Source organism: Pseudomonas mendocina (genome assembly GCF_900636545.1).
GTDB lineage: Bacteria > Pseudomonadota > Gammaproteobacteria > Pseudomonadales > Pseudomonadaceae > Aquipseudomonas > Aquipseudomonas mendocina.
In genome coordinates, this window is record NZ_LR134290.1 from 2744229 (window position 1) to 2764554 (window position 20326).

Annotated in this window: 29 protein-coding genes and 1 tRNA gene; 17 read left to right on the forward strand and 13 right to left on the reverse strand. The window is 56.4% G+C overall.

The window, feature by feature from the left end:
• The first annotated feature begins 71 nt into the window (after positions 1-71).
• Entirely contained in the window at positions 72-1022 is a 951-nt protein-coding gene (locus EL191_RS12655; protein ID WP_041979036.1) for a LysR family transcriptional regulator, read from the forward strand.
• Between the two features lie 6 nt (positions 1023-1028).
• On the opposite strand, the gene EL191_RS12660 is transcribed toward EL191_RS12655, so the two are convergent.
• The 10 genes from EL191_RS12660 to EL191_RS24570 all read right to left on the reverse strand — a co-directional run bounded on the left by EL191_RS12660 (position 1029) and on the right by EL191_RS24570 (position 8330).
• Positions 1029-1532: an RDD family protein gene (locus EL191_RS12660; RefSeq protein ID WP_041979034.1), complete on the reverse strand. Its 504-nt coding sequence runs from the start codon at positions 1530-1532 to the stop codon at positions 1029-1031.
• Between the two features lie 77 nt (positions 1533-1609).
• Positions 1610-2182 carry an elongation factor P gene (gene efp, locus EL191_RS12665; protein ID WP_003240094.1) on the reverse strand — a complete coding sequence of 191 codons (573 nt, stop codon included), beginning with the start codon at positions 2180-2182 and terminating at the stop codon, positions 1610-1612.
• A gap of 46 nt (positions 2183-2228) precedes the next feature.
• Entirely contained in the window at positions 2229-3359 is a 1131-nt protein-coding gene (gene earP / locus EL191_RS12670; RefSeq protein ID WP_041979031.1) for an elongation factor P maturation arginine rhamnosyltransferase EarP, read from the reverse strand.
• Between the two features lie 107 nt (positions 3360-3466).
• Positions 3467-3667 (reverse strand): hypothetical protein, encoded by a 201-nt coding sequence (locus EL191_RS12675; protein WP_080764276.1) that lies wholly within the window; start codon positions 3665-3667, stop codon positions 3467-3469.
• Between the two features lie 387 nt (positions 3668-4054).
• Positions 4055-5974 carry an NACHT domain-containing protein gene (locus EL191_RS12680; RefSeq protein ID WP_126403481.1) on the reverse strand — a complete coding sequence of 640 codons (1920 nt, stop codon included), beginning with the start codon at positions 5972-5974 and terminating at the stop codon, positions 4055-4057.
• Between the two features lie 108 nt (positions 5975-6082).
• Complete coding sequence (locus EL191_RS12685; protein ID WP_041979027.1) at positions 6083-6286, reverse strand: carbon storage regulator; 204 nt, start codon at positions 6284-6286, stop codon at positions 6083-6085.
• Between the two features lie 65 nt (positions 6287-6351).
• The gene (locus EL191_RS12690; protein ID WP_041979025.1) at positions 6352-7122 is read right to left on the reverse strand and encodes a hypothetical protein; all 771 of its coding nucleotides are present in this window, start codon (positions 7120-7122) and stop codon (positions 6352-6354) included.
• A 43-nt stretch (positions 7123-7165) separates the two neighbouring features.
• Positions 7166-7537 (reverse strand): hypothetical protein, encoded by a 372-nt coding sequence (locus EL191_RS12695; protein ID WP_052435033.1) that lies wholly within the window; start codon positions 7535-7537, stop codon positions 7166-7168.
• The gene (locus EL191_RS12700; protein WP_041979023.1) at positions 7534-7974 is read right to left on the reverse strand and encodes a hypothetical protein; all 441 of its coding nucleotides are present in this window, start codon (positions 7972-7974) and stop codon (positions 7534-7536) included. Before EL191_RS12700 ends, EL191_RS12695 begins: the two co-directional genes overlap by 4 nt.
• Before the next feature lie 86 nt (positions 7975-8060).
• Positions 8061-8330, reverse strand: a complete 270-nt coding sequence (locus EL191_RS24570) for a hypothetical protein (RefSeq protein WP_041979021.1) — start codon at positions 8328-8330, stop codon at positions 8061-8063.
• 130 nt (positions 8331-8460) lie between these two features.
• Between EL191_RS24570 and EL191_RS12710 the strand changes: the two genes are divergently transcribed.
• The 13 genes from EL191_RS12710 (at position 8461) to EL191_RS12765 (ending at position 16329) form a co-directional block, all read left to right on the forward strand.
• A complete protein-coding gene (locus tag EL191_RS12710) occupies positions 8461-8676 on the forward strand; it encodes a hypothetical protein (RefSeq protein WP_012018532.1) in 216 nt (71 codons plus the stop codon).
• A 39-nt stretch (positions 8677-8715) separates the two neighbouring features.
• On the forward strand, positions 8716-9006 hold the full coding sequence (locus tag EL191_RS12715) for a DUF5447 family protein (RefSeq protein ID WP_080764275.1): 291 nt from the start codon (positions 8716-8718) through the stop codon (positions 9004-9006).
• 4 nt (positions 9007-9010) lie between these two features.
• The gene (locus tag EL191_RS24415) at positions 9011-9184 is read left to right on the forward strand and encodes a hypothetical protein (RefSeq protein ID WP_155294769.1); all 174 of its coding nucleotides are present in this window, start codon (positions 9011-9013) and stop codon (positions 9182-9184) included.
• Positions 9181-9492 carry a hypothetical protein gene (locus tag EL191_RS24475; protein ID WP_041979016.1) on the forward strand — a complete coding sequence of 104 codons (312 nt, stop codon included), beginning with the start codon at positions 9181-9183 and terminating at the stop codon, positions 9490-9492. Before EL191_RS24415 ends, EL191_RS24475 begins: the two co-directional genes overlap by 4 nt.
• A 254-nt stretch (positions 9493-9746) precedes the next feature.
• Positions 9747-10112, forward strand: coding sequence for a hypothetical protein (locus tag EL191_RS12725; RefSeq protein WP_041979014.1), 366 nt, complete (start codon positions 9747-9749; stop codon positions 10110-10112).
• 15 nt (positions 10113-10127) lie between these two features.
• Positions 10128-10307: a hypothetical protein gene (locus EL191_RS12730; RefSeq protein WP_041979012.1), complete on the forward strand. Its 180-nt coding sequence runs from the start codon at positions 10128-10130 to the stop codon at positions 10305-10307.
• Positions 10308-10317: 10 nt separating this feature from the next.
• Positions 10318-10536 carry a hypothetical protein gene (locus EL191_RS12735; RefSeq protein WP_041979010.1) on the forward strand — a complete coding sequence of 73 codons (219 nt, stop codon included), beginning with the start codon at positions 10318-10320 and terminating at the stop codon, positions 10534-10536.
• Between the two features lie 5 nt (positions 10537-10541).
• Positions 10542-10748 (forward strand): major capsid protein, encoded by a 207-nt coding sequence (locus EL191_RS12740; protein WP_041979008.1) that lies wholly within the window; start codon positions 10542-10544, stop codon positions 10746-10748.
• A gap of 147 nt (positions 10749-10895) precedes the next feature.
• Entirely contained in the window at positions 10896-12314 is a 1419-nt protein-coding gene (locus EL191_RS24575) for a virulence factor TspB C-terminal domain-related protein (protein WP_232005477.1), read from the forward strand.
• Positions 12314-12640, forward strand: a complete 327-nt coding sequence (locus EL191_RS12750; RefSeq protein WP_041979005.1) for a DUF2523 domain-containing protein — start codon at positions 12314-12316, stop codon at positions 12638-12640. The genes EL191_RS24575 and EL191_RS12750 overlap by 1 nt, the downstream gene beginning before the upstream one ends.
• 12 nt (positions 12641-12652) lie before the next feature.
• Positions 12653-13831 carry a zonular occludens toxin domain-containing protein gene (locus EL191_RS12755; RefSeq protein ID WP_041979003.1) on the forward strand — a complete coding sequence of 393 codons (1179 nt, stop codon included), beginning with the start codon at positions 12653-12655 and terminating at the stop codon, positions 13829-13831.
• A gap of 143 nt (positions 13832-13974) precedes the next feature.
• Entirely contained in the window at positions 13975-15252 is a 1278-nt protein-coding gene (locus tag EL191_RS12760) for a hypothetical protein (RefSeq protein WP_041979001.1), read from the forward strand.
• 69 nt (positions 15253-15321) lie between these two features.
• Positions 15322-16329, forward strand: coding sequence for a phage integrase (locus tag EL191_RS12765; RefSeq protein WP_041979547.1), 1008 nt, complete (start codon positions 15322-15324; stop codon positions 16327-16329).
• 55 nt (positions 16330-16384) lie between these two features.
• Here EL191_RS12765 and EL191_RS12770 read toward each other — a convergent pair.
• A tRNA-Ser gene (locus tag EL191_RS12770) sits at positions 16385-16474 on the reverse strand.
• A gap of 92 nt (positions 16475-16566) precedes the next feature.
• Positions 16567-16785 carry a hypothetical protein gene (locus tag EL191_RS12775; protein ID WP_041978999.1) on the reverse strand — a complete coding sequence of 73 codons (219 nt, stop codon included), beginning with the start codon at positions 16783-16785 and terminating at the stop codon, positions 16567-16569.
• A gap of 186 nt (positions 16786-16971) precedes the next feature.
• On the opposite strand from EL191_RS12775, the gene EL191_RS12780 reads away from it, so the two are divergent.
• On the forward strand, positions 16972-17661 hold the full coding sequence (locus EL191_RS12780) for a crotonase/enoyl-CoA hydratase family protein (RefSeq protein ID WP_041978997.1): 690 nt from the start codon (positions 16972-16974) through the stop codon (positions 17659-17661).
• Between the two features lie 123 nt (positions 17662-17784).
• Here the strand turns inward: EL191_RS12780 and EL191_RS12785 are convergent, their stop codons facing one another.
• Positions 17785-18177: a hypothetical protein gene (locus EL191_RS12785; protein ID WP_017360994.1), complete on the reverse strand. Its 393-nt coding sequence runs from the start codon at positions 18175-18177 to the stop codon at positions 17785-17787.
• 155 nt (positions 18178-18332) lie between these two features.
• Between EL191_RS12785 and EL191_RS12790 the strand changes: the two genes are divergently transcribed.
• Both EL191_RS12790 and EL191_RS12795 read left to right on the forward strand, forming a co-directional pair.
• Positions 18333-18647, forward strand: a complete 315-nt coding sequence (locus EL191_RS12790; RefSeq protein ID WP_013715721.1) for a hypothetical protein — start codon at positions 18333-18335, stop codon at positions 18645-18647.
• A 386-nt stretch (positions 18648-19033) separates the two neighbouring features.
• On the forward strand, positions 19034-20317 hold the full coding sequence (locus EL191_RS12795; RefSeq protein WP_041978995.1) for a CmpA/NrtA family ABC transporter substrate-binding protein: 1284 nt from the start codon (positions 19034-19036) through the stop codon (positions 20315-20317).
• Positions 20318-20326 lie beyond the last annotated feature (9 nt).

Below are 20326 nucleotides of genomic sequence, written 5' to 3' on the forward strand. Positions count from 1 at the left end.
TCAGTGGCGGCTAGCGCGGAAACGCATAGCAACGCACAATGGCTTTGCTAATCCCGCATAAGTAGTCTGCCATGAATCCCGATGCCCTGACCGACCAGCTGGAACTCTTCCTCGACGTACTAGAAACCGGCAGCTTCTCTGCCGCTGCAAGGCGCCATCCACTTACGCCGTCGGCGGTGGCGCGGCGTATCGATGCACTGGAACGGGCCATGGGCAGCAGTCTGTTCAGCCGCACCACACACGCAGTGCGGGTCACCCCAGCAGGCCTGGCATTTGCCGAGCGCGCGCGACGAATCCTCGCCGAGCTACACCTGGCACGAGCCGAGGCCGTGTCGCTGAGCAGCGCACCGGAAGGCCTGATCCGAATCGACGCCCCCTCACCCTTCGGTCGTCGCCATCTGGCCCCGGCGATCGCCGATTTCCTGCGTGCCAATCCCGGTTTGGACGTGCAACTGCGATTGATCGACAGCTTCATCGACCTGCAGGGCGAACACCTGGGCGAAGTGGACATCGTCGTGCGCATCGGCCCGTTGCCCGACAGCCGATTGGTCGCCACGCCGCTGGCATCCATGATCCGCATCGTCTGCGCCAGCCCGGACTACCTGCGTCGCCGCGGTATTCCGCGCAGCCCGCTGGAGCTGGAACAACACGACGGTCTCGACTGGGATAGTCTTGCGCCGCCCTACGCCTGGCGCTTCGAAGTCGACGGCAAGCTGCAGCTGTGCAAGCCCAAACGCCTGCGACAGACCAGCAACAATGCCGAAACCCTGCTATTCGGCGCCCTCGCCGGCCTTGGCGTGGCCCACCTGCCGACCTGGATGAGTAGCGAGCATCTGCAGCGTGGCGAACTGATTCCCCTGTTCTGTGAGGATGGGCTGCCCGCAGCAGAGCCAGTGAGCATCTACGCGCTGCGTCTGGAGCGCGAAGCCAGCCCGCGAACGCGTCTGCTGCTCAGCTTCCTGCAACAGCGTTTCGGCTTCCCCCCGCCCTGGGATCAGGCGCTCCAGGCAAACCTCGGATGAGCGCCATCAGTCGGCGGGTACGACTCGGGTTCCGGCCAGGTGATCATGCAGACAACGGCGGTCGCCACGGAAGATGAACAGGTAGTTGACGACGCACAGCAGACCACCGACGAGCGGGATCATCGACACCACCCATACACTCAGGTAGCGCTTGAGCAGCAAGCCCGGCAGTGCTGGGACCTGGCCTTGCATGTCGACGATTCGCACCTTGCAGATACGTTTGCCGACGGTCTGTCCAAAGCGTTTGAGCCACAGCCCGTTGATCAGCACGAACACCGCCATGCCCATCACCAGGCTCTGCACCTGCTGCCAGATGCCCGGCTCGACGCCCTGCATGATCAGCTCGAAGTCACCTTTGAAATAGGCGATGGGCATCGTAACCAACATCATCAGTAGCGTGTCGATGATCACCGCACCGAGACGCGCACCTCGCGAAGCCTGTGCCGGCTCATTCGCTGCCCGCTCATGCAATACGGCCTGAGGAGTCTGGTAAGGATTGTCGGTACTCATTGAAACCTCCTTGTTAGCAAACAGAGACATAAAAAAGCCCAGTCACCTGACTGGGCTTTTTCATCATACCGCCTGAATCAGGCCGGCGCCTGGGTACGGCCCTTGTAGGAACCGTCACGGGTATCGATCTCGATCCAGTCGTCGATGTCGACGAACTCGGCAACCTTGATCTCGGTGCCGTTGCGCAGCTTGGCAGGCTTCATCACCTTGCCGGAAGTGTCACCACGAGCAGCGTTCTCGGTGTAAACAACCTGACGCACGATGGTGGTCGGCAGGTCGACGGAGATCACCTTGCCTTCGAAGAACACGGCTTCGCAGACATCGGTCATGCCTTCTTCGATGAACGGCAGAACGCTTTCCAGATCTTCGGCACGCAGCTCGTAGGAGTTGTACTCCGGATCCATGAACACGTAGTCCTCACCGCTGATGTAGGACAGGTTCACTTCCTTGCGCTCGAGAATCACCGGCTCCATCTTGTCGTCGGCTTTGTAGACGGTCTCGGTCTTGGAACCGTTGAGCAGGTTCTTCAGCTTCATCTTGACGATGGCGCTGTTACGACCGGACTTGGTGAACTCGGCCTTCTGGATCAGCCACGGCTGGCCATCGATCAGGGCCACGCTGTTGACTCTCATTTCTTGTGCAGTTTTCATGCGGATATCCGAAATATGCGGGAGGTACAGAAATCTAGGCCGCGTATCATAGCCAATTTAGGTAAAACTGTTCCAGCGCTGTGGCGAGGTCTGGCCGGCCGGCCTGTAAATCGCACCAATGCTCGGCATGCTGCTGCAGCGCCGGCCACGCGTTTTGCAGTTCAAGCCAGGCCTCCTCCATTCCCTCCCCTGCATTCCAGGCGCGCCACAAGGCGGCATGCACGGCCGACGCTTCTACTGGTAACTCATCGCCATAGAGCGCCAGAAAAGCTTCCAGCTTGTTCCAGTGCGCCCCCTCTTCCTGCGGATAGATATGCCAGAGCAATGGCCGCCCGGCCCATTGTGCGCGAATGAAAGAGTCCTCGCCGCGTACTGCATTGAGATCACAACACCACAGCAGGCAGTCATAGTCGTCCTGCGCGACGAAAGGCAGGACGTGAATTTGCAGGTTGCCACGGCGACGCTGATCACCGGGCTCCAGCAGGGCCTCACCGAGCCAGGCTTGCAGGTCGCCGATGACCTTACCTTGCGGCACCAGTAATTGGGTCAACTGCGTATCGGCCGCCAGAACATCGAGCCAGCCCGCCAGCCCCGCATTTTCATAGGCAAACAACGAAATCAGGCGCGTGCCTGTTTCACGCACCACTCCAAGCGATAGCAAAAAGGCTTCTTGCGCCGGCACGTCAGCCTGAAAGGCACGTCTTCGCGTCAGTAGATCAGCCTCACGCAGCAGACCGCCCGTACCCTCCACGAACCCCGGAAAGAAGAAGAACTTCTGCAAACCCCCAGGCTGCGGCGATGGCAGGCCATGGCAGCCTGCGACCCAATCCTCGGCGCTGAGATACTCCAGGTTCAGCCACAAACGGCGGCTGCCGCTGGCGGCCATCGCCTTTATATAAGACGGTGGCAACTGGCAGGCAAAGGCCTCGATCACCACTTCGGCTGGCTCGACCTGGGGGAAAGGTTCACACCACTGACGCACCTCGACGCCAGACCATAGCTGACTTTCGACACTGGCATTTGCGTCAGGACACAAGCGCACGAATGCCCCCAGGTCATCGACCCAAAGGCACAGCGCATGCCCCCGCTCAGCCACAAGTTGTCGGGCCAGTCGCCAGGTCACGCCGATATCACCGTAGTTGTCCACCACGCTGCAGAAGATGTCCCACCTGGCCACACTGCACCCCTTCAGAAAATGATCGCCATTCTAACCGGCGTGCAAGAAAAAGCCCGCCAGAGGCGGGCCAAGGGGAGCGCTGGAGCAAGCGCGGGTAAAGCGATCAATCAAGCCAGTAGTGAGTCGCTATCACGGTGACTACTCAATAACCAGACAGCCTGGCAAGCCAGCGCCGCCTCACGAGAAGCGAACGGACCAGCCTTGGGTTGACCATCGACTAGCAACAGCCAGCAGGCCATTCGACCATCGGCCCTCAGCTCGGCTGGAATGGCGCTGCCTACAAGGGAAACCACATCGATACGGGGCATCACGACCTCCAAACAAACTCAATCTCTGTTGGGATCAACTGTAGGCCGCCGCCTCGCCAGACAGAAATCAGTGGTTTCGATAGTGACCATGGATACTGCCAATGACGCCCCATTGGAGTCAGCACTAACCAGTACGCGACCCCAGTGGACTGGACAAAAGAGAGAAATAAAGGCCAGAAAACGAAAGCCCCGAGAACCTTTCAGTTCTCGGGGCTTTGTTTATTACGAAAGTGGCGGTGAAGAAGAGATTCGAACCCGTTTCGACAGCGTGTCATTTCATGCCAAACCCGCTCAATACGGGCTTTGCGCTACCCTCGACGGCTCGTTTCGTCGCTATTCGGCTCTATGATTTCGACACTTTTTCGACACTATAAAAAGCTAAGAAACCTAAAAATCCAGAATACTATCTAGATTTTTTTCTGCTTGCTTCAGCCTTGCAAGCGCCTCAATTGCAGCCTTACATTTATCCTCACAAATCATGACTCCAGTAGTCATTAGCCCCCTCCTGAGAACGCCCTCAACTTGGGGGTTACTCTTCAAATTCGAAATAATTTCATCTTGAGGATGGTGCCACTGCCCCAGTGGCAAAATAGACGCTAGATACTTTGCAGCTTCGCGCTCAGCTGTGCGAGACTTAGAGAGCGCCTCCGCTCCCAGCTCCGAAAATGCATTCCGTGCCAAATAATCCTCCGTGATTTTCTGTCCCAAACAAACAACATAATCAACATCATTAATTGAGGTGTATGAGTAATGCGTCCCAGTAAAACCAACGCTATCCGGAATCGTCACCATATGTCTATCGCCTACAACATGCGAGACAGCCTCTAAAGGCCAGCACGAAATCGCCCACTCCGAAATAAAATCAAGATTGTCCCACAAGACATCACCAGACCCCCTTAATGAAACATAAGTTAAGTACTTCTGAGCTAGTGGCACCGTTATTTTCTCAAGATACAACTGAGGGAAAAGCTCGTAAATATACTCAATAGAGTCCCTGAACTGCTCGACCAGTTTGCTAGATATCAAACGATCAAGCAGCTGAGGTCGAGTGGAAATGAATTCTGCCGCAAAATATTCCGCCAAACTTCGGTGCATAAACTTGATGCCACTACCAACAGTGGTAAGCAAGGGCACAGCCAACAGCAGGTCATCTATAAACGCCTTCGAAGAAACATCGGGCGATGCAGACAGCGCCTTAGCTTCATTCACTAACTCAATCAATGCTTCGCGCGTCCCTTCGGAGCCAGAGGATCTAACGATATAATAATATGAAAAAACAGTTAGTAATTTTCTAAAATCATCAATATCTAACCGCGACTCTTTATCCCTAACATATCCCGCCTTCGTGAGATCATGCCCTTTAAAAAGAGCCTCAAATACCTCACTATAAAAAATAGTGATCTTATCAGCAATTGCCCCATTAAACCCATAAGTTCGGTACAAAAGCCCAACCAAAAGCGGGGTTTCAAGAAATCTGGGCGGAACCTTATCTATTTCATTTATTAGATCAACCCCAATGGTTCTCAATGAATATTTATCATACCTTTCAAGAATTGAAAGGACTTGCTTTCTATTTAGCCTATTTAAACGATAAATTACTGCACCACCAATGCTGGGAAGAGATTCCCGGGGCCTCGAAGTAACAACCAGCGGCGTCTTTCTTTTCTTTTCATTTAATGCTTTTATTTCTTTAGCTAACTTATCCCTAGCACCTGACGAAACCTCATCAAAGCCATCGAGAACAATGAAAAGATACCCCCCAACAATAAGCTTTTTAAGCAGTTCCCGACTAAAAACCGAATCAAGCTCGTCAAACATATCAGCAATACATTCAAACAGGCTTCGCGACCCATCATATTCAGAGAGATCATATAATACCGGAATTCTATCAGAATCTTTCAAGACATGAAGACATAGGGATTTCACGTAAGTTGACTTCCCCATCCCGGCCTCGTCAACTATCAGATAAGATGCTCCATCCGCAGCTATATCTAACTGAGCAAGAGCGCCTGCCCCGCTTCTCCCCCATTCTGCACTGCGCTCGCTTAAAGTAATTGGCTCATAAATAACTGCAAGCTCAATCTTTTCCTGAGGAAATACTATTGTAGAAACGAAAGAAATTTTAGCCGTGATCCTTGTCAAATAATTCTCTAGGAGCACAGATAATTTTTTTTCCTCAAGGTGCTTTGCCAAATCTTTTTCAATGGCCCACTGCTTGATTCGTTCAATTTTTGGCCCTAGCAGAGCACTCACAACAGTCCCCACAGGCTGTAATGCGGTACGCGCCGCAGCTACCTCACCTACCACCACAAAACCTCCCCAAACTTATAAAAAAATATCTTTCAAAAGATATTTATTATCACGTCACTCGATTTCCACACGACAGACCGCAAACTAAGATATGCAACGCCAGTTTCAGAGCGCGCACAACTCCTCACGAAGCACCATAAGCCCTTGCGGCGCTTCTATACCAACCTTAACCTGAGAGCGCTTCATCGACGTCACCTTTATCTCTATACCAGTCGTGACTAGTGTTTTCACAATAGAGTCGAGGTCAGCATTAGGCTCAAGAAAAATATAGATTTTTTCGCCAGCTCGACGAGTAATTACCAGAGACATGCGGCACCTTCCTTGTGTTTGTCGACTTTTAGACTAGCTCAATCTTTTTTTAGTGCAAGAATCGCTTATCCCATCGGATTAAAGCTACTCGCCGCAGAGCAATAGCGCGTCTTCATGCGATCACTGCTTGTCTTGCGGTCACTGTCATAGCGGGCACGCCAGGTTTTGCACTCTTCGTGGAAGTGCTGTTTGGCGGCCTTGCGGCATTCGCGGTAGTCGATTGATCCGCGCCGGTGATTGGCGCAAACGCTGGTGCCGTCGATGTAGTTGTTCACCGATAGCCATTCCGCCAGGTAGTTAGTGCCGCCATTCCAACTCTTGATCCACTTGGATGTGTGCTCGCGGTTTACCTGCCTAGTTTGGCGCTGCTGCGTCTGCTGGGGTGCCTGCGCTATTTGGTGGGTTGCGGGCGGTGTGTAGGTGCTGGCCGGCTGCTTAGGCGTGTAGTTCTTGTCGCTGAATGCATTCCTAGAACTGGCAATCGCCCTCTCCATGTCTTTATCCGTCCACTGGATCGATGCATGCGGCTGAGGCTGATTAACCGGCTCATATGCAACCTGCTGTGCGGGTGGATCGATGGGAATGGATGGCAGCCTTGTAGGCTCTTCCGGCTCGCTAAAGTGCTGTGGCGCCGATTGCTGGCTGAACAGGGGTTTGCCGTCTACGTGAATCGCCTGCTTGAGCTGATCCACATTGATCACGATTGGCTTGGCAAACAACGCGATCACGCCCCAGGTAATCGCGGAACCCACGCCCAGGATGGCCACCATTCGCCATGGCCCGGCATTTTTCTTGCTGCGTAGGTAGTCTGGTGCGTCATCCCAGTCGGACTTCATTTAGCCTCCGTGCTTTTAACTGCGCTACAAAATCAAAAATCAACTAGCCAATAAGATCATCATTGATAATATCATCTAAAACAGCATCAATATCATACAACTTACCCTTCAAAATCATGAAGAGCTCAGCAACCGACTCCCTGGCTTCTCTTGATCTTAAATCGTTGTCCCCATATGCAACCGTAGGATAAGTAGAAAAATCCTGAATACTAGCCGCCTGAGCAGAGCTCATTGCCTCAGGATAATAGTACACCCAATAATCACCATCCTCCCTCAAATAAATCGACCATATATATTTTTCCTTATAGCAGAAAAAATACTCCTCCCCATTACGAGTATTATGCCCTTCAACAACATTAGCCAAGAGCCCCGCATTGGCAATCATCGAATTAATTGCCTGAACAATCTTACTCACCTTTTACCTCCATCCATCACAATAGCATTATCAGCAACGTTCAGGTGTCTAATACGCTCTCTTATCTCGCTGACCAGACTTCTTTTCCTAGGTTCTGTTAGGCGCTGCTTTTCTGAGACCGCAGCCTCCAGTTTTACAACAAGATCAGAAAATCGCTCATTCAGCCTTTCATTGCCGTTAATCTGACCTATCATTTCATGAAAAATTATGATGACCTTTTCATACCCCTCTTCGCCATTCACATTATAATCATTTAATCTCTCAAGCTTTTCTTTTAACTCAGCCAAAGTCACTTGATGACTGTAGTTTATCAGTACTGAAAGCGCATTTGAAATTGCCGCCCCCTTGGCGACAAACAAATAAACAGCAATACCTGAAGCGGCTATAGTTGCAATATCAGCCGAAACTTCTAAAAATGTCACTATCTCGCTTAGCATTCCTCCCTCCCTTATAAACTAGCATCACTGCTTTTCCTCTCTCCCCTTGCGCTCGTACCAACGCCTAGTCACTTCCGTTGTAATCGCTATCCCGCGTTTTGATTGGGCAAGTTTGAATTGGCCTGATCGTATTCGGGGCTTGTCTGCCCTGCTTCCGGCGCAACCTGGCCGCTCGCGATCCATAGCGCATAGCTAGGAAAAAGCTTCACCAGCACCTCAACCTCTTCGGTACTGATGCGAGCCTTCCGGTGGCGCAGGTTCTTCCACCTGCTCCAAGTGATATCAGATTGCCTTACCAGCTCGTCAAGCCCAGCCTTATAAATCAAGGCTATAGCCCTATCCTGAATTGATTCCATATTGTTCTATAAAATCATCAGTTCAATATTTGAACTCCAAATCTGAACTGATAGACTCCATCATGAGTTCAATAATTACACCGTAGATTTGCCCCTCGGTGTTACTGAAACGAATAGTGACGGAACGAGCATGGAACTGGAAGAGCTGGAACCTTCGAAGCTGATAGGCCCGCAACAGGACGTGGAAACCGTCGAGTCCTGGGCCGACCGAAACGGCCTGACCTACGGCACTGCGCGTGCCTGGGCAATGAAAGGCGTTCTCCCCACCGTAAAGCTAGGCAAGCGCCGCATGGTCAATAGCGCCCTGCTCCGCTCCTGGCTGCTGGAACAGGAGTGGACGGCATGATCCGCCAAACCTCCGGCCTCCCAGGTGAGGGCATGACTTATGAACCTCTCCCGCTACCTGCACCAACCGCACCCCGAGGGCTGCGACTGCTCTGTGTGCTGGTCCCGACGCGAAACGGCTCGCCGCGCAGTCTGCCCGTCCACACCCTGCACCGAGTGCCGCCCCGTGTCGGTCCTAAAGGTCGATGGACGCTGGAAGCTGACGCCTGCCTTCATCTGCGCGAAACACACCCCAAGCAACCGACCGCCCAGGTATTGGCACGTTGTGCTCGACACCGGCAAACCAACGCCCTTCGTGCCGCTACGCGAGCCGTTCGAGCTGGTGGGGTGAGCGCATGAGCAACCCAGCCAAGGAAGAAATCATTCGTGCTATTCGAGTCCTTGCCCTCAGCAAGCAATTCACCGTTGAGCAACGCATTGGCTTTCTTGAGGACATCGAATTTGAAGCTCAGGACAACCGAGAGGGACTTGAGGGTTCTCTTGATAATGAAGAGGCAGGCCATCAATGACCGTCTCATTCCGTACAGGTCGCTATCTGGTCGCCCTGCTCTGGCACGCATTTCCCTATCTGTGCATCGGGTTTGCTGTCGGTTCGATCTTCTCGACGCTGCAAGTCGTCAAGGTGGTGGAATCGGTAGACGACTACTTCTATCAGGCAATGGCCAAGGTCGTTCACCAGTGCGCCCCCAGCGATCCGGCCAACGCCGCCGCTGCTGAACAGGTCAAGGGCCGCGCTCCCGGCTCGTCGGATCACGCTTCACCGATCCGGCGAACGGAAGCACGGGCGGAGCGCACCCTTGAACACCCACCACCCTAAATAGCCTCCGCTCGTGAGTGTGGGGCAGCTCCACCGCCCCGCGCTCCCGAGCCCTCGGCGGCAAGAGTGGGATGACAAGGGCAAAGCCCTTGGTGTTGAACAACTAACCCGCTGCACCAGCGGCGCTAACTGAAAACCTCGGCAAGTCGAGAACCCCACCCGGGCAAAAACGAGAAGTTTGCCCGTGTGGACCCGCTCGGCCTGCTGAAAGGCAAACCCGCGCAATAAGGCGCAACTAAGCGAGGAAACACAACATGGCACGCACCACTATGGAATTGGCATTCATCAGCGCTGAGCGCGTCCAGTTCGATAACGTAAAGCTCGTCAAATTGTTCTTCGGTGACGAACCCGATGGCGAAAAGGACCTCGGCGTTTCGCTCATGTCGATGCAAGTCACTGAAGACGCCCTCGACGAAGTGTGGGCGGCCTGCCAGGGCTTCGATGTACTGGAGACCATCCGCGTTACTGCCGAAATCGAACGCGGCTCCAAGAACGCGGGCAAGTTCATCGTCCTGCACGTCGAGTCGGCTAAGCCGGCTCAGGCCAACAAGCCGGCCCCGCAAGCCACCCAACAACAGCCCAAGCCGACCGGTGCTCAACCGGACGCGGCCAAGGCCTGACGGGAGGGCGCCGCCGTGCTGATCGTTGATCGCGTGCTGTGTGACTGCTGCGGGCAGCCCATGGGCCAGCTCTACAGCCAGCCTGCTCCTCAGCCCGACCTGCTGCCCGATCTGAACAAGGCGCCCGCCCTCGTCATCTGCCCCGACTGCATCGCCATGGCTGAGGTCATCCGCGACCCCAGCCTGGCTGAGTAACCGAGGGCCTATGAATTTCATCGCCTGCGATGGGGAATGGTCGGTTGGTGCCTCGGGTGAACTCTTGTGCACAGGCCAACTGGTATCCGTCGCGGACGCTGAAATGCAGGGCCTTACAGGCTCTGCGCTCACCTGGGATGACGTGTCCGAACTGCAAGGCGAAGCGATGATTCTGTTCGCCACCGTGTTCGGGTTCCTCGTCCTCAAAAAAGTCCTGAAATCGAGGTAATACCCATGAAGCACATCCGCACCCTGCGCCGTTCGCTCGGCGCCGCTGCTGCAGTCGGCGTACTGACTGTTCAACAGGCTTATGCCGCCCTGCCAGCCGAGGTGAACACCGAACTCGGCAACGCCAAGACCGACGTTGTCGAGCTGGGTGGCCTGGTCCTCGTCGTGCTGATCGCGGCTGCCGCGTTCAAGTACATGCGTCGTGCCATGTAACCCAGCAACTGCACGTATGTGCCGAAGCAAGCAAAGCCCCGCCTCGGCGGGGTTTTCTTTTCCGGATACCGCCATGAACTACCAACTGTTTGTCCTGCTGATCACCGTCCTGGCGCTGTATCTCGTGTTCTTTGGGCGGGTTTAACGATGAACAAGCCAGGTTTACTACTTCGATTATTGCTGGTCCTTGGCCTTATGGGGTGGGGGCAGTTTGTTTTTTCAGCTACCTATAACTTCGCAAATTCGACTGACGCGGTTAAGGCCTGCCAAGCTGCTGAGCGCTCTGGTACTTACCCAGGTTCTTGGTGTCAGGTATACGGCCAACAGCAACAAGCCATTCTTGTTAGCTCCATTGGCAGTATTATTCACGCTTACAAATGGTCTGGTTGCCCTGCTGGTCAGATACCAACCGGTGCTGGCGGCCAGTGCATCACGCCTGAGCCAGATAAATGTGAATCGTCAGTCGGCTCCAATGTCGGCCACCAGCATCGGCTGGGTGAGTTCACCGGGAGAGGTGTCGTCGGTGCTCGGATCGATCCGCCGGGCGTGGTCTGCGACGGCGGTTGCCAGTACGCCTCCACTCAGCAGCCACCCACTAGCATCACGCGGTTCGTCAACGGTGACCCTAGCGGGGTCTTCGCGACCTACACATACAAGGGCAATGGCGTTTCTTGTACCGGTGGCGATGCCATCCGTTCACAGCCCACTAACGGCACTCCAACAGCTGAGAAAAGCAGCGAGTGCACGAACAAAATAGTCCACGCCGATGGCAGCCAAACCTACTCGTGCAGTTCGGCTGAAAAGTACACCGACATTGGCAACATGAACTGCGGCCAGTTCGAAGCCGGTGGTGAATATCGCTGTGAGCCGAAAGCGCCCAGCCCAAAGATGACCGACAAAACCACCGATGTCGAAGTCACCGAAAAAACCAATCCGGACGGTTCAAAAGACACCACAACCACGACCACCACGACCACCACCAATTGCAGTGGTGTGAATGCGTGCTCAACCAGCACCACCACCTCAAGCACCACCAGCCACACCAAGTCGGACGGCACTCCGGGTGGCGAGTCCACCACCTGTACCGGCGCGGCCTGTCCTGACTCGGACGGCAAAAGCCAGGAAGAGCGCGAAAAGGAACAAGAAGAGGAAAGCGAAAGCTCCGTGTCTGGTGGCCAGACCTGTGAGGCCGCCCCGGTGTGCGAAGGCGATGCCGTCCAGTGCGCCATCCTCAATCAACAGTACGAGGCCCGTTGCGACTTCGAAGAGGCCAACGACTTTGAAGAAAACAAAGACGCGATCAATGGGCTGCTGGAAGGCGATAAGTTCAACCTGCAGGAAGGCCAGGGTGATATCGACGTGCCCTCCTTCATTAGCCAGGGCACCCGCTTTCTGACCCCGTCCTGCCCACCTGATCGCGTCATTTCCCTCTCCATGGCAGGCCGCACGGTCGGCCTGTCCTTTCAACCGCTCTGCACCTTCGCCAGCTCACTCGGCCCGTTCCTCGTCGCCGTCACCGCCGTGATCTGCGCGCTCTATGTCGGTCGTTCCGTAGGAGGTAACTAATGCACTACCTATTCCTTGCACAGCTCCTGATCATGATCGTCGGGCCATTGGTGAAGATGGCGCTACGCATCATCGGCTTCGGCTTCGTTTCCTATGTCGGCTTCAATCTCGTGATCGATCAGGCACGCAGTTACATGCAAGCCAGCATGGGTCAGCTAGGTGCCGAAATCAGCGGCATCCTCGGCCTCGCCAACTTCGACGTGATCGTCAACATGTACTTCGCGGCTATCGCCACGCGGTTCATCCTGGCCGGCATCGACAAGGCCCAGGATCGCAAGCGCAATCAGGTCTGGCGCAAGCCAGGCGGCACCTCAATCGAAGCTTAAGGGGGCCGCACCATGCTCGTTATCCGCACCGGCAAGCCCGGCCACGGCAAGACCCTCAACACCATCCGTGAAGTCGACCAGAAAGCCCTGGCCGAAGGGCGTGTGGTCTACTTCCACAACATCAACGGCCTCAAACCCGAAACCTTGCAGGCGCAGTGGTTCGAGTTCGAAGACCCGGAAAAGTGGTACGAACTGCCGAAAGACAGCATCGTCGTCATCGATGAGGCCCAAGGCTGGTTTGGCGCCCGTGACCCAAGGGCGCGACCGCCAGAGCACATCACCCGCTTCGAAACCATGCGTCACCAAGGCCATGAAGTGCACCTGGTCACCCAGGACCCGCGATACCTGGATGTGCACCTTCGCCGCCTGTGCAACAGCCACATCCACTACTGGCGCGTCTTCAAGTCATCCCAGCTGTTGCGCTTCGAATCCGAAGTGGTGGTGGAAAAGGTCGAAGTCAAAACCAGCTTCAAGGATGCCGACAAGAAAACCCTACGCCTCGATAAGCGCTACTTCGGTAGCTACACCAGCACCAACGCCAAACACCACTTTCAGACCACGGTGCCAACCAAGTTCATCCTGGCTGCTGCCGTCATTGCTATTGCTGTCGTTTGGTCGTATCGCTTCATCGGGCAATACGCACCTACAGGCGAGAGCGCGGCATCGGCAGGCGCGCCCGAGGCAAGCGTGGTTGAGCAAGCCAAAGGGGCTATTGGCTCCTTCATCAATCCGCTTGGCCAGCAGGCGCCCGAGCAAGACAGAAAGAACCCCGCCAACTACCTGGCCGACCGAACACCTCGGGTGCCGCAGCTACCGGCATCGGCTCCGATCTATGACGACCTGACCAAGCCCAAGGCCTTTCCGCGGCTGTACTGCATGTCCAGCCATGACCCCGATATCTATGCCCGCAAGTTCGCCAGCGCCCCGAGCGCCACCGTCAACGGCAGGCCGACCGTGTGCCAGTGCTACACCCAACAAGGCACCAAGGTGAAAACTGATTTTCGGTTTTGCCTGGATGTCGTCGAGAACGGCTATTTCGATCCCGCGATACCTGATCGCACCCAGCCAGAATACAGCCAGGCTCCCGCCGCCCAGCCTCCCAGCTCGCCCCCTGTTCAGACGCCCCCAGAGCCGCAGTCAAACAACGGCGTAACCATCGTGACCTATGAGAAGGGGCGTTTCTTGTGGTGATCCCTCGGGGCGTCCTGGGCGTGTTCTGCATACGCCTGCGAGGGACGAGCAGGCGCGCAGAACGCGCCTGCTGACGCCCTTGTAGCACGTCAGATAAACCAAGGTTAAACGTGTCGATTCGGCACTATTTGGAGCAGTAGAAAATGGCAGTTAAAGACCAACTCCGTGTTGATGGTGAGTTCAATAAAACCCCGACCGGTAGGCTGTTTTTCGACAGCATGACCGCTCGGATAACTGACCTTTCCAACGTCCGAATCCTGGCCTGCAGTGTCGATACCGTCCGCCAGTTGTATCGCGGCCTGATCCGCCCGGAAATCATGTGCCTATTCGACAAGCCAGGGACCATCGTTGACTTCGCTGGCCAGCGTTGGCACTCGGGCCGTGTGAGCAAGGATTCCGGCTACCAGTACAAGCTGCAGAATGCTGACCTGGGCATCATCCTGCTGGTGAAGAACTTCAACGCCAAGCTGGAGAACATCGGGCCACACCTGAAAATCGAAGTGTCGCCCCATGCCATCGACACCTTCTCGCCTGAGCGCCTGCAAGAGCGCCTCGACTACTACGCCAGCCACGTCCTGACCAACATCGAACGCAACCAATGCGCTGTCCACCTCGCGCTTGACCTCCAAGGCTGGCAACCGCCTGCCGATCTGGTCGCCCGCATGCACTGCCGCGCACGTGCTGCCCGTGATATTTCCGGCATCAAGGAAATCCAGTGGACGCTGGAGTCTGCGACCTACGGTAAAGGCCAGTCCTACCTGTTTGGCTCCGCTGGAGGCGTCCAGCTGGGCATCTACAACAAGACCGAACAAGCCCGAGCCATCGATAAGCTCGACTACTGGGAAGGCGTCTGGAAGCGTCGCGATAGCTTCGACGAAACCGACCCGGACAACTACAACCCCGAGCAAGACGTGTGGCGTGTCGAGCTGCGTTACCACCACTCTGTTATCCAGCAATTCGCCAGTGGCTCGGTGGATCTGCACACCGGTGCGGCCATTGAAACCAACAGCTACGCCGCCTTTGCTCCGCACCTCGACGGCCTGTGGCGCTATGGCCTGCGCCAATTCAAGTTGCTGGCTCGCCCTGGTTACTTCGAACCCATCTGGACGCTGATCCGCGACGACGTGCGCGTCGATCTGCCGGTCGATTCCCTGGTGGACGAAACCGAGTACAAGCGCCAATACAAGACCTCGCGGGGCTTCTCCGGTAAGAACGTGGAACTGTTCCTGGGAAACTTCGTCAGCCTGCTGGCACGGGAGCGAGTGGGCGCTAGAAAGGCTTTCTATCGGCTCAAGGATTGGGAATGCTGGCCGGTGATCCGCGACCACTATGCCGCCAAGGGCATGGATGAGGACGGTCTGTACAAGCACATCAAAGGCATCCTTGAGGAACGGCATGTGCGTTGGGGGCGTGCTGTCTGATGTTTGTTTGCCAAATACACAAACAAGACAAACACGCTGACGTTCACGCTCTTGGCCGGGGCCGACATCATGGCAATTGAGCAACTGAGCGATGGCCGCTGGAAAGTCGATGTTGAGCCCATCAAGGGCCGGCGCTTTCGCAAGACCTTCAAGACCAAGGGTGAAGCCCAGCGCTTTGAGGCAACCTGCCGGGCCAACTGCATCGAATCCCCTGCCTGGACGCCCAAGCCGAAAGACCGTCGCCGCCTCTCCGAACTCTGCACCCGCTACCACGAACTGCACGGCCACGCCCTGGCTGACGGTGCCGCGATCCTCCGAACCCTGCAGAACCTTGCCAAGGATCTAGGCGATCCTATCGCGGTGAAGCTTACCGGCAATGCCTTCTGCGAAACGCGCAGCGAGCTGCTCAAGGCTGGCATTCAAGGCAAGACCATGAATAACCGGCTGGGCTACCTGAAAGCGCTGTTCAACGAACTGCACCGCCTGGGCGATATCGACTACCCGAACCCGCTGGCCAAGGTACGTCCGCTACGCCTTCAGGAACGTCCTATCTCCTTCCTGTCGACCTGCCAGATAGCTGAGCTGCTTGAAGCTCTGGACGGACGCACGACTAGCCCAGGCATCGGCCTGATCGCTCGCGTCTGTCTGAGTACTGGGGCTCGATGGGGAGAAGCCCAAGCGCTGACACCTGAGCGAGTGCGTAACGGCATGGTGACCTTCGCCAACACCAAGTCGAAGCGAACCCGGTCGATACCGATTGCTGGCGAACTGGAAAAGGCTTTGCAGATCTACTTCAAGCGACACGGCCTGTTCACCAACTGCATACTGACCTTCAGCAGGGTCCTGGAGAAGACCTCGATCAAGCTCCCGGCCGGCCAGGCCACCCATGTGCTGCGGCACACATTCGCCAGCCACTTCGTCATGCGGGGCGGGAATATCCTGACGCTTCAGAAAATCCTGGGGCATACGTCGCTGGCAATGACCATGCGCTATGCGCACCTGTCACCCGATCATTTGCAGGATGCTTTGACCTTGAATCCGCTTTTCGACACTTCTTCGACACCTGCCGAAAGCTGAAAAGCAAAAAGCCCCGAAAACTTGTTAGCTTTCAGGGCTTTAGGTATTGCGAAAGTGGCGGTGAAGAAGAGATTCGAACTCTTGATACGGTTTCCCGTATACACACTTTCCAGGCGTGCTCCTTCAACCACTCGGACACTTCACCGGATCTCGACGTTTTGGCGTGCAGCCCGTCGAGGTGCGCTAATGTAGACGAATGTTTTTCGAATGGCAAATTTTTTTAAAGGATTCATGCGCTTAAGAGCGCAGCGTGTTTTCCTTAGGGGCGTCGGCAGGCTTTTCGTCGAAACGCAGGTGGCCGAACAGCAAGAAGCCCAGGGACAGAAACAGGCCCACGCCGAAGAGCAACAGCACGCCCGCGGGACTACGCAGGTAGAGCGTCTCGCTGAGCACGACCGACACCAGCAGCAAACTGATCACGGTGACTGTATAAAGGATCGGGTACAGGATATTCATGGGCAGCTCCTTCGCTTCGCTGCTCACCTTAAGGGTCAGGTTTCGCCGTACGCCAATTGCTATCCAGCATCACCACGATAGGCAAAAACACTGACCCACCAGTCAGTCATGGCGCTTTACCGGAACGATTGGGCTGAGTACCTTCTGCCGACATTCAGCCCCGCGGCTCCAACAAGGAAAACTGCCATGAGCGACCTGATCAGCTATCAACTCGAAGACGGCATCGCCACCCTCACCCTGAGCAATGGCAAGGTCAATGCCATCTCGCCCGATGTGATCGCCGCCTTCAATACTGCGCTCGACCGCGCGGAACAGGATCGCGCTATCGTCATCATCACCGGTCAGCCAGGCATTCTTTCCGGCGGCTACGACCTGAAAGTAATGACCTCCGGCCCGCAGAACGCGATCAACCTGGTAGCCGCTGGTTCCACCCTGGCGCGGCGCATGCTCGCCCACCCCTTCCCGATAATTGTGGCCTGCCCGGGTCATGCCGTGGCCAAGGGTGCCTTCATCCTGCTGTCGAGCGATTACCGTATCGGCGTCGAGGGCCCGTTCAGCATCGGCCTGAACGAAGTTCAGATCGGCATGACCATGCATCATGTCGGTATCGAGCTGGCCCGTGACCGCCTGCGCAAGTCAGCCTTCCACCGCTCGGTGATCAATGGCGAGATGTTCGATCCGGCGGCAGCCGTAGATGCCGGCTTTCTGGACAAGGTGGTACCGGCAGAGCAATTGCTGGCCACCGCCCAGGCGGCAGCGCAGCAGATGAAGAAGATAAATATGACCGCGCACAAAAACACCAAGCTGAAAGTGCGCAAGGCGTTGCTGGAAATCCTCGATGCCGCCATCGAGATGGACAAGCAGCATCTGATGTAAACACGGGATACACCGCGCCTATGAAAAGCGCCGCATCCGTTAAGGTCGTGGCGCTTTTTTACACGTCGTCAGATGTCGGTGCGCACAGCGCAACCTACCCGGACTCACCGTGCCTGCACCGCATCATCCGGAGTAATCCAGCGCCGTCCAGGCCCTGCTGAGGCCCTGTGCCAGTACGCAGCCCGGCATGCTCAATTGTTCGTTGAAGGCTGCCGGCAACAGCGTGGTTTCCCCTTCCGCAGCACCATGGCGCTCAGTGAGCCACTGCAGCTTGCCGCAATTGGGCGTCTCGATTACGTAGCTAGCGGCGATGTTGGAGTGATGGCTGGGCAAGTGAATCACGTCGAGGACGACGCCGACCTCCTCGACACGCTGGCCATCGGACACCAGCACGGCCCACGCCTGCTCGCCCTCAATCACCAGATAGGCGCCATTGGCCTGTGGTCGTTCGATCTGCGGTTGCGCGCAGCCACTCAGCAAGGCCAATAGCACAATCGTCATCAGCATCTGTTGCATTGCCAATACCCCTTTAGCAAGGCGCCCATCGCGCACGGATGGGCGGGTTGTAATCGCGTGAGTGAGCTCACTATTACCCAATACTGTTTATTTGTACAGTATTTTTCAATTACCCTGTTTGGCAGTAAATGACCGAGCACATTAGGAGCGCCATCATGCTGGACGTACTGCAGCTGAAACACCGAGTGAACCGTATGCCGCTGGAGCGCGTTCGCGAGATGGTCGATGAGTTGCGGCTCGAAGGCATCGTCACCGAGAGCCGCACTCCCTTTAATCGTCAGCACTTCAATACATGCTTCGCAGAGATCGAGGCGCTGTTGCAACGCGCTGGCTACCATCGGCAACTGGATGTGGTCGGTTATCAGGGGTTGGCCTACGCACTGTTCGACCCGGCTCGTTGGGAGGCCGTCGAAGTGCTGCGCTGGCTTCGTGATTACGTCGAAGAAGCTCACGTACAACCGGCCTCCTGAGCAGGCAACGCGAACCAAAAACGCTCAACGACGAACATTCATGCACGGCATTGGCTCAACAGTGAGTCTGGAAGATTGCTCTTGCGCAAGGATGCAAAAATCTCCAATCAATCTCATAAAACATACGTAACCCATTGTTTTAAATTGCTACGAGCAGACAAAGATGCCCTGCATCGAGTGCTCTTTGCGCATCGCAGAGTGATGCCCGATTTGCGCGTGTGAAAGCTGGCAAGGCCCTTGCTAAGTCCCTGTCAACATCCTGCGTAGCACGCCAACGGCGGCGGGCCGAGGATCACGGACAACGGCGTCCGTCAGGTCACCTCCTCTTACCGAGGCGGCCTGGCGTACGCCGTTTTTGTTTATGCGCTCTGACAAGGATTAGACCCATGACCGATCGTGATTCGAACAAGCCCTCGAGCACCAGCCGCCGCAACTTCCTCAAGCAATCCATCGCCCTGGCCGGCGCCGTGAGCGGTATCGCCGCGCTCGGCCTGTCCGCCCCTGCTTCGCTGCGCAGCGCGGCCTGGGCTGCCGGCTCCGATGCACCAGAAAAATCCGCGCTGACGGTCGGCTTCATTCCGCTGACCGATTGCGCCTCGGTGGTGGTAGCCGCGACACAGGGTTTCGGCGAGAAATATGGCCTGACCATCAACCCGAGCAAGGAGGCCTCTTGGGCCGGCGTGCGCGACAAGCTGGGTACCGGCGAACTGGACGCTGCCCACGTGCTTTACGGCATGATGTACGGCGCCCAGCTCGGCCTGGCCGGCCCGCAGAAAGACATGGCGGTCCTGATGGGGCTGAACCAGAACGGCCAGGCCATCACCCTTTCTAAACAGTTGCGCGAGGCCGGTGTGACCAACGGCGCGCAACTGGCCGAACACGTGAAGAAAGGCGGCAACCCGCTGACCTTCGCCCAGACCTTCCCCACCGGCACTCATGCCATGTGGCTGTACTACTGGCTCGGCAGCCTGGGCATCAACCCCATGAGTGACGTGAAGACCATCGTCGTGCCGCCGCCGCAGATGGTTGCCAACATGCGCGTCGGCAACATGGACGGTTTCTGCGTTGGCGAGCCCTGGGGCGCGCGGGCGATCTTCGACAAGATCGGCTTCACCGCCACCACCACCCAGCAGATCTGGCCAGACCACCCGGAGAAGGTGCTGGGCACCACCCGCGCCTTCATCGAGCAGTATCCCAACGCGGCGCGCGCGCTGATCATGGCGATTCTCGAAGCCAGCCGCTTCATCGAGGCCAGCGAGGAGAACCGCAAGAGCACCGCCAAGCTGATTTCCGGCAAGGCCTACGTCAACGCGCCGGTGCAGGTGATCGAGCCGCGCTTTCTCGCTCAGTATGAAGACGGCCTGGGCAACAGCTGGAAGGACGAACACGCCATGGCCTTCTGCAAGGACGGCAGCGTCAACTTCCCCTATCACTCCGACGGTATGTGGTTCCTCACCCAGTTCAAGCGCTGGGGCCTGCTCAAGGATGCGCCGGATTACGCCGCCGTGGCCGCGCAGATCAACCAGACCGCGCTCTACGCCGAGGCCGCCGGAGCGCTGAAACTGGCCGTGCCGAGCAGCCCGTTGCGCAGCAGCACGCTGATCGACGGTGCGGTCTGGGACGGCAGCAACCCGGCCGCCTACGCCGATTCCTTCGCCATCAAAGCCTGACCGGAGGTG